Origin of the sequence: Mesorhizobium sp. M0998 (assembly GCF_040318885.1) — a bacterium.
Lineage (GTDB): Bacteria > Pseudomonadota > Alphaproteobacteria > Rhizobiales > Rhizobiaceae > Mesorhizobium.
In genome coordinates, this window is the sequence record NZ_JAMYND010000035.1 from 1 (window position 1) to 15,500 (window position 15,500).

Sequence of the window (15,500 nt, forward strand, 5' to 3'; positions counted from 1 at the left end):
TTCCCATCAGCCATCGCATCAAGAAATGCGCCTGGAACGACGACTATCTCATCAATGCCATCACTCATATGCGATAGCCCTGCCCTCAAGTGGGAGATTGGTAGTTTCGACGTCCCGCCATCTTTCTTTTCCCATTCACCCATCAAGCGAGGCTGACCATGAGCGATTCCCGTGCTCGCGATATCCTGTCGCGACAGGCTGAACTGGAGAGCGAGCGCAGCCAGTACGAGCATGTCTGGGAGGCGGTGTCCGAATTCTGCGATCCCGACGCGCCCGACATGTGGAGTGGCCGCCGTCAGGCCGGCGTCGATTCGCAGGCCGAGCGGCAGGAGCGGCGCGGTGCGCGTGTCTACGCCAATACCATCAACTCGGCCGCCAACCGGCTGGCCGCCGGGCTGGAAAGCCTGATCATCCCGCAGTCGGAGAAATGGCATGGGCTGTCGACCGCGGCCATCAACGACCAAGAAACCGACGAGGAGAAGGAATGGGCGGAAGCGCTGCGCGACTTCCTGTTCTCGCTGCGATACTCCGCCAATTCCAATTTCGTGCCGGCAACGCAGGCCTGCCTGCGCAATGTCGTGCGCTATGGCCCGGCCTATCTCTATGCCGAGGAAGGTTTTGGCGGCACGCTGATCCGCTATGCCTCGATCCCAGTGGTCGAAGGCTATCTCTCACGCAACCGCTGGGGCCAGGTCGATATTTTCCACCGCCGCTACGAGCGCACGGCAAGACAGGCGGCGCAACTGCTCGGCTATGACAGACTGCCGGCGCGGATCAAGATTCTGGTCGACGACCCCGCCAAATGCGAGACCAAGATCTCGCTAATCCAGTGCATCCAGCCGCGCGACGAGCGCAAGATGTACAGTCTGAGCGGCTCCTACCAGTATCTCGATACCGCGTTCGCTTCCTATCATGTGATCGAGGACGAGGAGGCGATCGTCAGGGAAAGCGGTTTTCGCTCGTTCCCGGTGTCATGCTTCAACTGGCGCCGCTACGAGGGCGATCCCTACGGCATCTCGCCGACCATCGAGGCGCTGACGACGGTGCGCGAGGAGAACGCCGTGCGGCGCTCCGGCCTGCGCGCCTTGCAGCAGATCACCGATCCGGCGACCGCCTCCAAGGCAAGGCTCGACTATGTGCCGGTGCTCAATCCCGGCGAGAACTATCCCGGGCTGATCGACGATGCCGGCCGGCCGCTGATCGCGCCGATCGCCACCGGACAGAACCCGACCTATGCCTTCAATTATGCCGACAGCCGGGCCGAGGAGATCCGCGACATGATGTTCGTCAACCTGTTTCAAACGCTGGTGCAGAACCCGCAGATGACGGCGACCGAGGCCTTGATCCGGCAAGAGGAGAAGGGCGCGCTGCTCGGGCCGTCCGGCTCGATCATTCAGGCCGGCTTTGCCTCTAATCTCGACCGCGAGCTGGGCATTCTCGAGGACAAGGGACTTTTCGAGGAAGATAGCCGCTTCCTGCCGCCGGCGAGCCTTGCCGGCAAGGCGTTGCGGCCGACCTTCACCGGCCCGCTCGACGTGCTGCGCCGTTCGGCCGAGGCGCGCGACACCATCCAGGTTGTCACCACCGCCATGCAGATGGCGCAGTTCGATCCCGGCGTGATGGACAATATCGACGGCGACGCGGCGCTGAAGATCGTGCAGGGCGCCGGCCGCAGCCCGCAGCGCATTTTTCGCCGCCAGGACGAGGTGGCGGGCATCCGCGATGCCCGCGCCAAGGCACAGCAAGAACAGGCCGGCATGGCGGCGATGGCTGCCGCGGGCAAGGTCGCCAGGGATGCCGTGCCGGCGGCAGTGCAGGCGCGCGACAGCGGCCTGCTCGATGGGCTCGGCGGGCTGATGCCGCAGGCTGTGCAAGATGCTTCGGGCGGGCAGGGCGCATGAGCGGCAAACGCTTCGCCCATTCCAGCCAGGCCGGCGGCCCGGCCAAGGCGCGGGATGCCCTGGCCAAGGCCTATCTCAGGGTGTTCTCGGGCCAGGACGGCGAAATGGTGCTGGCCGACCTGGCGGCCGCAACCGGCTATTACCGCCGCCCGTCCTATGGCGAGTGGCTGGCCAAGACCAAGACGCCGAACGGCTTCGAGCTGCACAGCGCGCTGAGCAACGCGCGGGCCGAAGTGGTGCAGCATATTATGGGGTTTTTGATGCTGGACGAGGCGCAGTTGGCTGCGCTGGAGAAGGCGGCGAGGCTGGAGGCGTAGGGGCTTTAGGAAAGCGTATGCTCAGGCGAACCCCGACGTGAACATCGAGGATGTAGTAATTCGTCATCCGGCTGAGCAGCAATTACTTAAGAGGCTTCTAAATTTCCTATCGAAGAAAAAGATCAATTCGATAGAAAATCTCCGCGGGATCCCTAAGGATTTAAACGATATTCTGCATCTTGTTATCATTAGGGGCGAAAATGACAAATTCTATGAAAAGTACCCGTATCCAACGGAGCAGCAGATTCTGGATCATCCTACAATGATGGATAAGAAATATGGCCATCATTTCGTGCCGCCTGTCGGAAAATATAGGTGAAAAAATGGATTATTATTATGTAGAGCCATTTGTTGCTGGTGATTTTGGCAAAAATACGGTTCTCGATAACCGCGTTCACCCGCCGATTGTGCGCAAACTTCACTACGAGATTGACGTTTGGATAGGTGATGTCCTGATAAGGAGTTTTCCCTGTTATCTTGTCACCAAAGAAGCCGAGCTGGAGCTGCTGAAGATGCGAGTTTCAGGGGCGACGTTTGCCGACGTCGAGGTTACTGCTTCGGAGTTGTTTCATCGGCTGCAGCCAGAAACAGAACTTCCAACCTTCGTCTGGATAAAGATCCATGGGCAGCCAGGACATGATGACTTCGGCATGGCTTCGAACCACACGCTTGTTGTTTCAGAGCGGGCGCTAGACGTGTTTGAGCGCCTCGGCAATGAGTCGGCCGGGATTCATTCATTCGACGAGCCGGAAAAGGATTGAATGATCCTAGTGACTTCGCACGTCAGAGATTTAGCTGATGGACTGCAAAACCTGAACGCGAATAGCCATCGGTTCTGCGGGCATCAATTCTGCAAGGTGCAGTCCAAATACCACGTGTTCAGATATGTTGGAGTTTGTAGCGTGACCCGCGCCTTGGTCGGAGGACCTTCAATATTTGCTGTCCTCATAACGAAGGTGTCGAGCATAAATGTCGTGCTGTCAAATGCAGCGATCTGATATACGTTTCGTCGGAAGATATCGTATTTCGTTGACGATGGTTTGAACGTGCCCGATTTGCTGGTTACAATGAAGTGATCGGCAAATTCTTGGATATCAAATTTCCTGGCCTTGTTAGCTGCGACGAATCCCGAGTCATCTGATGACGGTATGTCGGACCATGTGTGGAAGTCGCTTACTGAACATATGAAGACGTCGCCATCTTTTGAGTTCACTGGCTCCATTGCAAACAAGCAAAGCGACAAAAGGATTATGAGGCGCAGGATCGCCGGCCTCAATGTTGCAATAGTCCGCATTGCCCGCCCCCGTGGGTAGCCCTGGACGATAGCGCTGACCGCTAATCAGCGGAAGGACCAAATCATCGGGGGAAACGGATGCGCGAGGCTGACGCTGCGCCCTCTCCCCGTTCTACGGGGAGAGGATACCGGCGGGCTGGTGAGGAGCGGAGCCGGCATTTCAGAGTTTTCTCCCCATGGAACGGGGAGAAGGGACCAATCAATAATCGCCGTTATAATACCGGTCGTCGCAGGGGGCGGTGTAGATGCGGCCGCTGGTGCGATCCTGATAGCGGCAAAGCTGTTCGCTGCGCGGCTGCGGCGTGGTGGCGTTGCCGACGACGGCGCCCAGCAGGGCGCCGGCTCCGGCACCGATGACCGTGCTCTTGGTGTTGCCGCCGATCGCCTGGCCGGCAAGCGCGCCGGCGCCGGCGCCGAGCAGCGCGCCAGTGCTGGTTCTCTGCTGTGCTTCGGTCTGCGCACAGCCTGCCAATGCGGCGGTCACGAGCATGGCGGCAATGGCTCTGGACATGGTCATCGTCTGGTACTCCCTTGAAACCTATGAACTAATACACGGGCCGATTTTGCCAAGTACGGTCGCATTTGCGGCGGAACATAGGCACCGTGCCTCACGAAATAAGACATGGTTGTTTTTGTCTGACGGCCTGATCCGCAAAGAAAGTAACCGAACAAGACCCAAAGAGCTTCATCTCCAGTCGCGCCTTCCAGGGCGCTACGCCGCCTCGATCTGCATTACCTTTTTCGCCGCAGCGGCCAGAAATCCGGATCGGCTGTAGCCGTGGCGCTCCGCATATCGGTCAATCTGATCGAGGACATCTTCCGGAATGGTGACGTTGACACGCACGACCTTCGCAGCTTCAGCTTTCAAGGGAACCAGGATGGCGACACCGCTCAGATTGTCCTTGTCCGACATCACTTCCTCCAGGGATGACGGCTCGGGAATGGCCTCGCCATCCTCGACCAGCCCCTCGACATGAAAGGCCAGTGCTTCCCCGGCCATGGCACGGGCATCATCCAGGTTGACGCCGGCTGTCACCAGGCCCGGAAAATCGGGAAAGGAGACGCCGAAGTCGCTGTCCGCTTGCTTGTGGATCAATCCGATATAGTTCCGCATTTCTCTACCTCAGCTTCACGCCGGATTGTTTTTCAATACTCTTGAGAGTGCCGATCGGGATGTCGCGCTTGGGATGCGGAACTGTCAGCTGGCCCGGCTTGGATTTGTGCTTGAACTGGGCGTGACTTCCTTTTCGAGCCACTTCGTACCAGCCATCCGCCAACAGCCTGTGGATGACATCGGCGCCCTTCATGTTGTGTATAAATACACATAAATCCAAATGTCCATGAGCTTTTGCCGCTGTTGTGTGCGGCGGCCCAGCCGACCCCGTTTTCAATCCCGCAAGAATGGAGAAATCAAATGACCCGAGGTCTTGCCCGGACGCTTTCGCGTGCCGCCGCCAGAGAAGCCGGCCTTGCCCCACCCAGGGCAGGGCTGATAGCCAGGACGACCGGACAGGGCGGCGCCTACCGTACCGTCTTTTCGTTCAATGCCATGCCGGTGCCGGTCACCGATGCGCAGGGCTTTGCCAGCCAGAAGCTCTTCGACTTTCTCGATGGCAAGATCCGCATCAGGGGCGGCACGGCAAGACTGCAGTTCGCCGTGCTGACTACCCGCGCGTCGACCATCAACGACAATGCCGCGCTGACCTGGTCGCTCGGCTCGACGGCAGCATCGAGCGCGGTGCTTGCCGGCACCATGGTCAATGTGCTGGGCGCCACCGGCCGCACGCTGGATGGCGCCGGTGCCGCGCCGTCGAGCGCGTCGATTGCCGATGTTGCCGCAGCCTTGACGCTCGACGGCACCGCGACGCCGGTCGACCTCTATCTCAACCTGGCGTTTGCGACCGGCACCGATATCGACGCCGACGGCACGATTGCCGTTACGGGCACCATGACGCTGCTCTGGGAGAACTGGGGCGATAATGCGTAGGCGCTAATCTCCCCCCTTGAGGGGGAGATGTCGCCGAAGGCGACAGAGGGGGTCGGTTCGACCGGGCGCGACGCCCGGCGACAGATGAGGTCGGCGCTCCACGCGCCGCTACCCCCTCTGGCCTGCCGGCCATCTCCCCCTCGAGGGGGGAGATACCAAGCTTCGCCGCCAGTGCTCTCATCACCGGCCTTAATTCTGTAACAAAAGGAATCTTCTCATGACAGATCTGGCAGACGCCGGGTCCGTGGTGGCGGCGCCACCGGCGGGCAACCTTGCACGGCCACCGGCCAACGGGGACAACGGGTCCGCCCCGCCTGCGGCCAAAAGCTGGTTTGACGGTCTTTCCGAAGGCAACCGCAAGCTTGCTGAAACCAAGGGCTGGACCAAGCCTGAAAGCCTCGATCGGGTCTTCGCCTCCTATGCGGAGCTGGAGCGGCAGCAGGGCGAGAGCCTGCGCGTTCCGGCAGCCGATGCAGCCGCGGAAGACTGGGACAGGTTCCATGCCCGGCTGCCCGAGGCGATGCGTCCGCTGACCTCACCCGAGAAGGTCGAGTACCGGCGCCCCGACGGGCTCCCCGAAAACTTCGCCTATTCGGACGAGCTCGCCAATGCGTCCAAGGCCTGGGCGGTCGAGGCAGGTGCTACCCCGAAGGTCGCACAGGCCTATCACGACCGCTTCGTCGGCTACATGGCCGAGCAGGCCAAGGCACAGCAGATCGCCCTTGCCCGCTCGGTCGAGACGACGCATGACGACCTCGTCAGGGATTGGGGACCGACCGGCAGCGATGGCTTTCGCCAGAAGCTTGAGGTCGCCAACCGGGCGATGAAAAAGCTCGGACTGGTCAATGCCTACAAGGCGAAGGGTATCCTTCTGCCGGACGGCGCCTTGACCGACCCGCAGATCGCCAAGGCGTTCCACGCCATCGGCGAGGCGATGTTCCGCGAAGACACGATCGACGGCAATGCTGCCTTGAGCGGAGGCAATCCCTTCAAGCGCAATGCCGCCGGCGAGCGCAACCTGACTGGCATCTCGGCGCTCGTCAAAAGCGACCCCGCCCGCGCCCGGCGGCTGGCACGCCAGGCCGGCGAAAATCCCGACCTGTGGATGCCCAACAATCCTCTTTAACCCAAACCTGAAGGAAGACAAAAATGGCAGACGCCTATACCCGTATCGCGGACGCGATCGTTCCGTCCGTCTATGCGCAATACTCGTTCGAGGAGCACGTCCAGTCGCTGGAGATTTACCAGGCCGGGATCCTGTTTTCCGACCCGTCGATCGCCTCGAAGCTCAGCCTGGGCGGACGTTCCGTCGACATGCCCGGCTGGAAGGACCTCGGCAACGATCCGTCCGAGCCGGTCAATGACGACCCGGCCGACTCGATCGAGATGAAGAAGATCGGTGCGCGCCGCGAAGTCGCGGCCCGCAATGTGCGTGCGCAGGCCTGGGGCATCCCGGATCTGACCTCGATCCTTGCCGGCGACGATCCGCAGAAGCTTATCGTGCGCCGCCAGACCGACTGCTGGCAGCGCGCCAACAAGCTGACGCTGCTGGGCATACTGAAAGGCGTGCTGGCCGACAACATCGCCAATGACGGCAGTGACCTGGTGCGCGTCACCGGCGCCTCCATCGTCGACACCGACATCATCGAGGCCGCCTATCTGATGGGCGACCGCGCCGACAAGTTCAAGACGATCTGGATGCATTCGAAACAGATGAAGGCGCTGAAGCTCGCCGACCTCATCGACTATGTGCCGTCGTCCGAGCAGGGCGGGCCGCTGATCCCCTATTACATGGGGCTCAGGGCCGTCGTCGATGACGACATTCCGGTTGCCGGCGGCGTCTACACGGCGTTCATGTTCAAGGACCAGGCGATCCTTTGGAACGAGCTGCCGGTCAACACCGAAGGCGGGCCGCTCGAGTTCGACCGCAAGCCGCGGCAGGGCCATGGCGGTGGTGTCACCGAAATGGTCGGCCGCCGGCATTTCGTGCCGCATGTGCCGGGCACCCGCTTCCTCGATGCGTCCTCGGCCGGCGAATTCGCCACCGATGCCGAGCTGGCACTGGCGGCAAACTGGGACCGCACGGCGTCGAGCGTCAAGCACATGACGTTCATCGCGCTGAAGACGACCGAGGCCTGATCGGGCGAAGGGGCGGGCGTCAGACGTCCGCCCCTTCGGGACACCAGGTCGGCCACCGTGGCGACCCGCAAGTTCACCCGCTGCGCTGCGTCGGAGTGATGTGAATTTTGGCGTTCGCTACAACATTCATGTTGCCCTTTGGCCAATCGACGGCACCAAACAGTTACAAGAAAGGGCGATGCTGCCTTGTCTTGGTAAGGGAGGTCACCATGAACATGAAGTACAAAACAGTTCAGGAAGTGCTCCGAAAAGCGGGCATTGTCATGAGTAAGAAGGGGGAAGTTCATCGCATAAACTTCTTCAGCGGCCTGGAAGACACCGCCTACTACACGCCAAGTCTTCAGGATGCCCTGGACAGGGGCTTGGCTTTGGCGGGAGGTGCCGGAAGGGTGAAAGCAAGCGTCTTTGCCACGTCAGCTGAAACAGGGATCTCGACCGGCGCACGCATCGGCTGACACAATTCATGCAAGACATCGCCGCGTTGCGCGGCGGTGTCGTGAAACTGCAATAGCCGAAGCATTGCCGTCTTCCTTGCTCGAATGGGAAAAAGACGGCTGACGAAGCGTCTGCCACGCCGTTTCATGACGGGCGGGTGGCGTCGTGACGGCCCCCGTGCACGAGACGTGCAACGTTCCGCCCAAGCCAAAATCACAAAAAATCCCCAGCCGCTTCGAAGCGGCTTTTTGCCGTGGAGGCACCATGCCCCGTTTTCTCCGACCAACCATACAGACAGAGGGCTGAGCCATGGCCATCACCCCGCTCGACATCGCCAACATGGCGCTCGCCGTGCTCGACGAGGCGCCGATCGACAGCCTCGACCAGGATGCCAAGGCGGCGCGCCTGCTCAATCTGCATTTTGACCTGACCCGCGAGGCCGAATTGACCAAGCATGCCTTTGTCTTCGCCATCCTGGCGGCCTCGGTCGCCGGCTTCGACACCGGCAGCGGCGCTGGCACGCTGAACTTCGCCTATGAGCTTCCCGCCGATTGCCTGCGGCCCTTGCCGCTGACCCATAATGGCGAGCCGGATGGCGTGCCGCTCTCATGGCGGCAGGAGGCCGGGTTGGTCTATTCCGATCAGGCCGGGCCGCGCATCATCCGCTATGTCGCCAACCTGACCGACCCCAACGACTGGGACGCGCTGTTCACCGAAGTGCTGGTGGCGGCGCTCGCCATCAAGATCGCGCATCCGTTGACCCACAAGGCCAGCATGATCGACGTCGCACGCAGCGCCTATGACAGGGCGCTGGACGCCGCCTACTCGGCCAATGCCATCCAGCGCGGCGGCAGATTTTCCACGACGTCCTGGGCTTTCCAGCGCGGCGACAGCCGGGGCGTCGGCCGATGACCACGCTCTATCCGATCCAGGATGCTTTCATCCGCGGCGAGATTTCTCCCCGCTTGCATGCTCGCGCCTCGCTCGAGCTCTACCGGGCGGCGCTGTCGAAATGCACGAACTTCGTCACGCTGCCGCATGGCGGTATCAGGAAGCGTGGCGGCACCTATTTTTGCGCGGAGGTGAGGGACTCATCAAAGGCGACACGGCTGATCCCGTTCATCTTCTCGGCCGATCAGGCCTATGCGCTCGAATTCGGCGATCTCTACATCCGCGTCTATGCCTATGGCGCGCGTGTCGGCACGGTCGAAGTCGTTTCGCCTTATCCCGAGGCCGATCTGTTCGACCTGCAATTCGTCCAGTCGGCAGACCAGATGTGGATCACCCACAAGGATCATCCGGTCAAAGTGCTGACGCGCACTGCGCACACGACCTGGACGCTCGCCGATTTCGTCTTTCTCGACGGCCCATACGACAAGATCAACACCACGGCCACGACGCTAACGCCGGCCGCAACCGGCAACGCCATGCCGGTCATGGTCGCGAATACGCTGCCAAGCGGCACGGTCAGCAACAGCAACGGCTCATCCGACGTGTGGCAGGTGTTCGATGGCGACAAGCAGAAGGGGGAGAACATAGCGGGCTTTCCGAGCGGGTATCTGCGCTACCAGTTCGGCGGCGGCGGGGCCAAGACGGTCGACGCCTACTGGATTACCGCCACGAATGATCACTCAGACACTGCATCGCCGACCCAGTGGCAATTCCAGGCCTCGCACAACGGCACCGACTGGACGACGCTCGACAGCCGGGACGGAGAGACCGGCTGGTCCAAGTCGGAAACCCGTTTCTTCGACGGCTTCAACAACACGGTTGCCTACGAATATTATCAGCTGCTGTTTTCAGGTGGCGGCAGCGACGGAACCGCTATCGCCGAACTGGCCCTGCACGAATACGCGCCGTCGCAAACGCCATTTGATCTCTCGGCCTCCTCGATCGTCGGCATCAACGACGGCATCGGCTTCCAGACCAGCGATATCGGCCGCGCCATTCGTCTGCTTGGCGCGGATGGCTTCTGGCGCTGGGCCAAGGTCGTTGCCCGAACCAGCACGACGGTGGTCACGGTCCAGTTGTACGGGCATGCTCTGCCCGATCTCAGCCCGATCATCCGCTGGCGTCTCGGCACGTTCGTGCCCGGCAAGTATGTCCAGAGCGGTTCGCTTTACGAGGAGCGTCTGGCGTTCAGCCGAAAATTCTCGGTCTATGCCTCGCAAACCGGCGATTTCGACAACTTCGCCACCGGTGAGAAAGACACCGACGCGCTGGAATTCGTGCAGGCAGGTGGCGGCCAGGCCAACGACATTACGTGGGTGGCGGAATCGGACGGTGCGCTGATCATCGGAACGCTTGGCGGGGTGAGGGCGCTGTCGGGTTCCGGCATCGACGAGGCGCTGACGCCGTCCTCGTTCAAGAACCGCCGGTCCCGGACTTTCGGTTGTGCCCCGCTGCGTCCCGTCGATGCGGGGCAGTCGTTCCTCTATGTCACCCGCTCCCGCAAATCGATCGCCGAGCTGACGCAAAACGCCACCGGCCGCTTCACCTCCGACGATGTCGGTCAGATATCGGAGCACATTCCCAAGAAAGGCGTCGTCGAACTCGCCTTCCAGACCGACCCCGATCCGCTGCTCTGGTTCCCGCTCGGGGATGGCGAACTCGGCGGCTACACGCACCAGCCGTCGCAGGACGTTCGCGGCATGCACATCCACCAGATCGCCGGAAGCTTCGCAGGATCGAACTGGGCCGTTGTCGAAAGCGCCGTGGTGACGCCCGGCCAGGACGGCAACGACGATCTCTGGCTGATCGTCAAGCGCACGATCGGCGGCGTGACCAGGCGCTATATCGAAATCAAGACCGCGCCGTTTGAGTATGGCGGGATCGGCGATGCATTCGAAGTCGACTGCGGCCTGACCTATGGCGGCGTCGCTGTGGGCACGGTCTCGGGGCTTGATCATCTCAACGGCGAAACAGCCGACGTCCTGGCCGATGGCAAGGTCTACAAGGGCCTTGCTGTGGCCGCTGGCGCGGTCTCGCTGCCCGGTGGGGGCTACGGCAGCCAAATGGCAGGTCGGGCTCGGCTACCAGTCCGAAGCCAACACGCTGGAGCTCGATGTCGGCGGCCGCGACGGATCGATCGTCGGGCGGCGCAAGAAGGTGGCCAAGCTCATTCTTTCGCTGCTGGAAACCGACACAACCGGGCTTCAGGTCCAGTCGTTCATCCGCGGCCGCTGGGAGCAGGTTCGCATTCCGTCCGTGGTTGCACCCGACGGCATGGCGAAATTGTTCACCGGCAATGTCGAGGTGCCGATCGACGATAGCTGGGAAGGGCAGGGGCGGGTGAAGATCCGCCACGTCAATCCAACGCCCTGCACGATCAGGGCGATGACACCGGTGTTCGACGCCGAGCCTTAGAAACTGCTGATCTCCCCCCTCGAGGGGGAGATGTCGCCGAAGGCGACAGAGGGGGTCGGCACGTCCTGACGCGGCCTCCTATCGCAAACTGAGGGGGTTGGAGCTACACGCGAGACGACCCCCTCTGGCCTACCGGCCATCTCCCCCTCGAGGGGGGAGATCACCCGCTCCGTCTTCCATCGCTTCCCCAACCAAGGAACCCACCCGTGACCCCAACCCATGCCGAGCAACTCGGCAAGGCGCGGACGGCTGCCGATTTCGCTGCCATCCGCGCCTTGCTCGACACCGACCTCAACGATGCGATCGCCCGCAAGGGCGAGCTGGAAACGGAAAAGTTTGACGCGATCTTCGGCGCCGGCAATTTGACGGCGGCGCGTGCCGCATTGGACGACTGCAACGCTGAAATCGCGCTGATCGAGAAAACCATCGAGGACGCGGACGAGCGCCGCATTGGCGCCCCCCTGGACGAACCCCCCGCCGAAGCCGTCGCCGCCACGCCCGCGCCGGGCGACGCGGTCAGGACAAACGCCGAGGCGCTCGGCGAGCGCTGGCGCACGATCCACTGGCTGATCGAACAGCTGCGCCAGGAGCTGTTCGCGGCCGATGCCTTGAGCCGCGCCATCATCGCTGCCAACGGCCTGTTCAATGCCGACGGCGCTGCCGGGGTCAGAGTCAACCTGACCACCATCCGGCGCACTGCCATGGCCGGCCCGCGCGCCGCCGCGCCATCGCGTCTCAGCCGCCCGGCGATCCAGGCCGACCGGCTGCTTTTGTCCTTCCTCAGCCCGGGCGGCGTGCTCGACCGGCGGCCTTCGATCGGTGCGCCGGTCGACGGCATCAAAAGCAAATTCATTCCCGCCAGCGAACGAGGCTGACCATGTGCACACTAGCTCTTATCGGTACGGCGCTTTCGGCCGGCGGCGCGCTGGCGGAAGGCCAGCAGTCCAGGCAGATGGCCGACTACCAGGCCAAAGCCTATGAACAGCAGGCGCGGGCCGACGCTCAAAGCTCGGCCTTCGAGCAGGGCCAGGAGCGCCACAAGCAGGATCTGCTGCAGGCGCAGGCGCGTGCCCAGGCCGGCGCTTCGGGCGTCGCTATTTCTGGTTCGCCGACCGAGGTGATGGCGGCCAATGCAAGGCAGGGCCAGCTCGACCTCAAGGCGATCCAGTACGGCTCGCAGCTGCGCCAGAACGGTCTCGCCACGCAGGCGGCGATTGCGCGCTTTTCCGGCAGGCAGGCGGTCGGCGCCTCGATCTTCAAGGCCGGCGGCAACCTCGTGTCGGGCATCTCCGGCCTCTACGACCCGGCCAAGGCGGTGACGTTCGGCAGAAGCGCCTTCCCGCCGGCGCCGGGCGGAGGCCTCTACTGATGGCCACCATCCCGCTCCAGCTTGCCCAGCGCCGCCTCGATACCGGCACTGTGGCCTCCTATCCCGACGGCTCGCCGGTGGGCGCCGCCATGCAAGGCTTTGGCGACGAGCTCTCGGCGATTGCCGAGCGCTTCAAGCAACAGAAGCAGCAGCAGGACGCGTTCGACGCCGACATTATCGGCCGCGAGCTGAACGCACGCATCGCCCACGCCGAGGCCGTGGCGGTGCCGCCCGCGCCGGCCGACGGGGGCGGCCTGCACGACTTCATGTATGGCCAGCTCGATCCGCGCAGCGACGGCGTCGTCAGGCCCGGCCTGTTCGACCAGATCTTCGACGACACCGTAGCGAAAGTGCCGGAGGGCGAACGCGCCAATTTCCTCGCCCAAAAGCAGGCATTGCGGCTGGCCGGCTCGGCGCGCATGGCCGCGCAGCAGCACGCGCGGCGCCAGAACTATGAGCAGGCCGAGTGGAGCAAGGTCGAGGACGGCTACACAAGCGCCATCGCGCAGGGCGACCCGGACGATAGCGGCACGTTCGAGGCGATCAGGCAGAGCGGGCTCGACCTGATCGGCAAGATGGGCAACCCGGTGGCCCGCCAGGCCGCCGAGGTCGCCTGGCGCAGCAACACGGCAAAGGCACTCGTCCAGGCGATGATCGCCAAGGACCCGAAAGGTGCTGCGGAGGTGCTGGGGGCTGGGGCGGTCTCAACGGACGGCAGGACTAAGGACGATACCATCGAAGCTGTGGGCGGACCTCGGGCGAGTGGGTCCAGCGTGCTGGCGACGCGCGAAGCGCCCGTAGGTGGCCTTCCGTCCGACGAAACACCTATCCGCACGGGTTCCGTGGGGCCCGTCGGAAATACGGCTTGGGCTGCCGCAGGACCCTGGATTGCCGACTTGTCGCCGGACACGGTTCAGGATCTCGGCCAGAAGGCGCAGGTAGCGACTGTGGCAAGCCTGGTCGATGCGCGCACGAACATCGACATCGCCTTGCAGAACGCGCCGGCTGCCATTGCCAATACCGGCAGCTATTCTGGCAAGACACCGGGTGCCGAAGACTTCACTGCCGTGTACGGCGCCGAAGATGGCGGCAAGCGTCTCCAAGCCTTCGACATAACGGCTGATATCGGCCGCGCGGTTTTCGACATGCGACCCGTCCCGAACCAGGCGATACACGCCCAGATTCGGGATTTTGAACCCGGCCCCTACGGCTCGCCGGAAGAGCGGGAGCAATATGAGATAAGGGCCGGCGCCGCGCAATTGGTGCTGGGTGCCAGGCGCGCCGATCCCGCCGGTTACGTCGGCCAACTGTTCCCGAACCATGCTCCGGACTGGGATAAGATCACAGCTCCTGAGGATTATAAGGCTGCCGTCACCTGGGCCGTCGCTGCTCAGCAGGAGTTGGGCTTCGACCGAATACTGCCAATGCCCTGGGCCGTAGCTGGCCAGCAGGCGGCGAAATACATCGACCAAGGTGTGCCGTTCGAAAAGCGCCTTGCCAAATTGAGTTCGATCGTCCTGGCGGTTCGCGATCCTGATGCCCGCAAGGCGACAACCCAACAGATTTCTGTGGCGGCGGAAGCCCAGTGGCGAGCCGAGGCCGCCCAAGATCCGAACGTCGCGCCAGAGTCGTTGGAAGCCCAGGTTGCAGTGCTCAAGAACGGGCTGGCGTGGATCGGGGAACATCCGGCCCAAGCCCAGTACAGCACCATGCCGTGGCTACAGCAATTCGGCTTGGCGTTCTCGGATGTCGGCCGCCTCACGGCTAAGGGCGCGGCCGCCGGCGGTGCGGATGCGATCTCCGCCGGGCTGGACTCCGCTTGGTCCGGAGGAAACTACCAGAACCTCCTCGAAGATGAACAGGCCAAGACCGAGGACGCCGAGGACCGGGCCGGTTCGGCCGGTTGGGCGGCGGAAGCCCTCGGCACCGGCTTAAGCGGATATGGCCTGGCGGAGAGTTTGTTCGGTTTGCTGGGCCGGGCAAGCGTTGGCGCGGCGGCAGAGAACGGCTTGATCGGTCTTGCTGCCCGAACTGGCGTCGGGGGTGTGGCGGGTGGCACTTATGGCGGGGCATACGCCTTCAACACAGGACAGAGCGTCCCCTGGGGAATTGCCAACGGCGCGCTTTGGGGGGCGGGCGGCAATGTCCTTGCCGAAGGGCTCAGTGCAGTTGGCAGCCAGGTGTTGGCAAGGCTTGCCGGGCGTTCTGCGAATGCTAAACCTGATATCGTACTGGATAGTGGGGCTCCCCCGGTTTCTGTCAATGCAGAAGAGATTCCGATCTCGACCGGCAAGGCCCGAGAAATAAGGAGGCCCTATACGCATTTGGAAGATCCTCCCAACGTTGCGTCCGGCAAGGATCCAACAAAGAAGCAGAGGATAGCTATTTTCGAGGAAAATAAAATGGTGAATGATGGAATTTTTAGATCGGATGAGAGTGGTATAGAAATAATTCCAGCAAAGAAAAGCAAAAGAGGCGTAACTCCTCCAAAAAATGAAGCTCATATCGATCACATAGATCCGGTTAATCCCGCTGACAAGACAAAATCGTCAGGATCAAATAGCCATAAAAATCTTCGTCTTACGGCTGGGTTTGAGAATATAGAAAAATCGAATAAATAGGTGACATATGACCGAATGGAAGTTCGAAAACCCAAAAAACACAGCCGTTATTTCGACTCGGAAGATATTTA

17 protein-coding genes are annotated in these 15,500 nt (G+C 62.1%); 14 read left to right on the top strand and 3 right to left on the bottom strand.

Going from position 1 to position 15,500, the window contains the following annotated elements; genetic code table 11:
* Positions 1-158: 158 nt before the first annotated feature.
* Genes NKH59_RS25945 through NKH59_RS25960 form a run of 4 tightly spaced genes read left to right on the top strand, consistent with a single transcriptional unit; the run spans position 159 to position 2,979 of the window.
* Complete coding sequence (locus NKH59_RS25945) at positions 159-1,901, top strand: portal protein (protein ID WP_352541142.1); 1,743 nt, start codon at positions 159-161, stop codon at positions 1,899-1,901.
* Positions 1,898-2,218, top strand: coding sequence for a Bbp19 family protein (locus tag NKH59_RS25950; RefSeq protein WP_352541141.1), 321 nt, complete (start codon positions 1,898-1,900; stop codon positions 2,216-2,218). The genes NKH59_RS25945 and NKH59_RS25950 overlap by 4 nt, the downstream gene beginning before the upstream one ends.
* Before the next feature lie 37 nt (positions 2,219-2,255).
* Positions 2,256-2,537: a hypothetical protein gene (locus NKH59_RS25955; RefSeq protein ID WP_352541140.1), complete on the top strand. Its 282-nt coding sequence runs from the start codon at positions 2,256-2,258 to the stop codon at positions 2,535-2,537.
* A complete protein-coding gene (locus NKH59_RS25960) occupies positions 2,497-2,979 on the top strand; it encodes a hypothetical protein (RefSeq protein ID WP_352541139.1) in 483 nt (160 codons plus the stop codon). Before NKH59_RS25955 ends, NKH59_RS25960 begins: the two co-directional genes overlap by 41 nt.
* 732 nt (positions 2,980-3,711) lie before the next feature.
* On the opposite strand, the gene NKH59_RS25965 is transcribed toward NKH59_RS25960, so the two are convergent.
* The 3 genes from NKH59_RS25965 to NKH59_RS25975 form a co-directional block, all read right to left on the bottom strand.
* The gene (locus NKH59_RS25965; RefSeq protein WP_352453776.1) at positions 3,712-4,029 is read right to left on the bottom strand and encodes a YMGG-like glycine zipper-containing protein; all 318 of its coding nucleotides are present in this window, start codon (positions 4,027-4,029) and stop codon (positions 3,712-3,714) included.
* A 195-nt stretch (positions 4,030-4,224) separates the two neighbouring features.
* Positions 4,225-4,626, bottom strand: coding sequence for a type II toxin-antitoxin system HicB family antitoxin (locus NKH59_RS25970; RefSeq protein ID WP_352541138.1), 402 nt, complete (start codon positions 4,624-4,626; stop codon positions 4,225-4,227).
* A 4-nt stretch (positions 4,627-4,630) separates the two neighbouring features.
* Positions 4,631-4,819: a type II toxin-antitoxin system HicA family toxin gene (locus NKH59_RS25975; protein ID WP_352541137.1), complete on the bottom strand. Its 189-nt coding sequence runs from the start codon at positions 4,817-4,819 to the stop codon at positions 4,631-4,633.
* Positions 4,820-4,926: 107 nt separating this feature from the next.
* On the opposite strand from NKH59_RS25975, the gene NKH59_RS25980 reads away from it, so the two are divergent.
* The 10 genes from NKH59_RS25980 to NKH59_RS26025 all read left to right on the top strand — a co-directional run bounded on the left by NKH59_RS25980 (position 4,927) and on the right by NKH59_RS26025 (position 15,429).
* The gene (locus tag NKH59_RS25980) at positions 4,927-5,499 is read left to right on the top strand and encodes a hypothetical protein (RefSeq protein WP_352541136.1); all 573 of its coding nucleotides are present in this window, start codon (positions 4,927-4,929) and stop codon (positions 5,497-5,499) included.
* Positions 5,500-5,716: 217 nt separating this feature from the next.
* Positions 5,717-6,625 (top strand): hypothetical protein, encoded by a 909-nt coding sequence (locus NKH59_RS25985; RefSeq protein WP_352541135.1) that lies wholly within the window; start codon positions 5,717-5,719, stop codon positions 6,623-6,625.
* Between the two features lie 23 nt (positions 6,626-6,648).
* Positions 6,649-7,638 (top strand): Coat protein, encoded by a 990-nt coding sequence (locus NKH59_RS25990; protein WP_352541134.1) that lies wholly within the window; start codon positions 6,649-6,651, stop codon positions 7,636-7,638.
* Between the two features lie 209 nt (positions 7,639-7,847).
* The gene (locus NKH59_RS25995; RefSeq protein WP_352472067.1) at positions 7,848-8,093 is read left to right on the top strand and encodes a hypothetical protein; all 246 of its coding nucleotides are present in this window, start codon (positions 7,848-7,850) and stop codon (positions 8,091-8,093) included.
* A 289-nt stretch (positions 8,094-8,382) separates the two neighbouring features.
* Positions 8,383-8,985, top strand: coding sequence for a phage connector family protein (locus NKH59_RS26000; RefSeq protein WP_352541133.1), 603 nt, complete (start codon positions 8,383-8,385; stop codon positions 8,983-8,985).
* Positions 8,982-11,345, top strand: coding sequence for a phage tail protein (locus NKH59_RS26005; RefSeq protein ID WP_352541132.1), 2,364 nt, complete (start codon positions 8,982-8,984; stop codon positions 11,343-11,345). Before NKH59_RS26000 ends, NKH59_RS26005 begins: the two co-directional genes overlap by 4 nt.
* Positions 11,299-11,439, top strand: coding sequence for a hypothetical protein (locus tag NKH59_RS26010; RefSeq protein WP_352541131.1), 141 nt, complete (start codon positions 11,299-11,301; stop codon positions 11,437-11,439). Before NKH59_RS26005 ends, NKH59_RS26010 begins: the two co-directional genes overlap by 47 nt.
* A 275-nt stretch (positions 11,440-11,714) precedes the next feature.
* On the top strand, positions 11,715-12,314 hold the full coding sequence (locus NKH59_RS26015) for a hypothetical protein (protein WP_353023470.1): 600 nt from the start codon (positions 11,715-11,717) through the stop codon (positions 12,312-12,314).
* Between the two features lie 2 nt (positions 12,315-12,316).
* Positions 12,317-12,808: a hypothetical protein gene (locus NKH59_RS26020; protein WP_352541129.1), complete on the top strand. Its 492-nt coding sequence runs from the start codon at positions 12,317-12,319 to the stop codon at positions 12,806-12,808.
* Entirely contained in the window at positions 12,808-15,429 is a 2,622-nt protein-coding gene (locus tag NKH59_RS26025) for a hypothetical protein (RefSeq protein WP_353023472.1), read from the top strand. Before NKH59_RS26020 ends, NKH59_RS26025 begins: the two co-directional genes overlap by 1 nt.
* Positions 15,430-15,500: the final 71 nt, after the last annotated feature.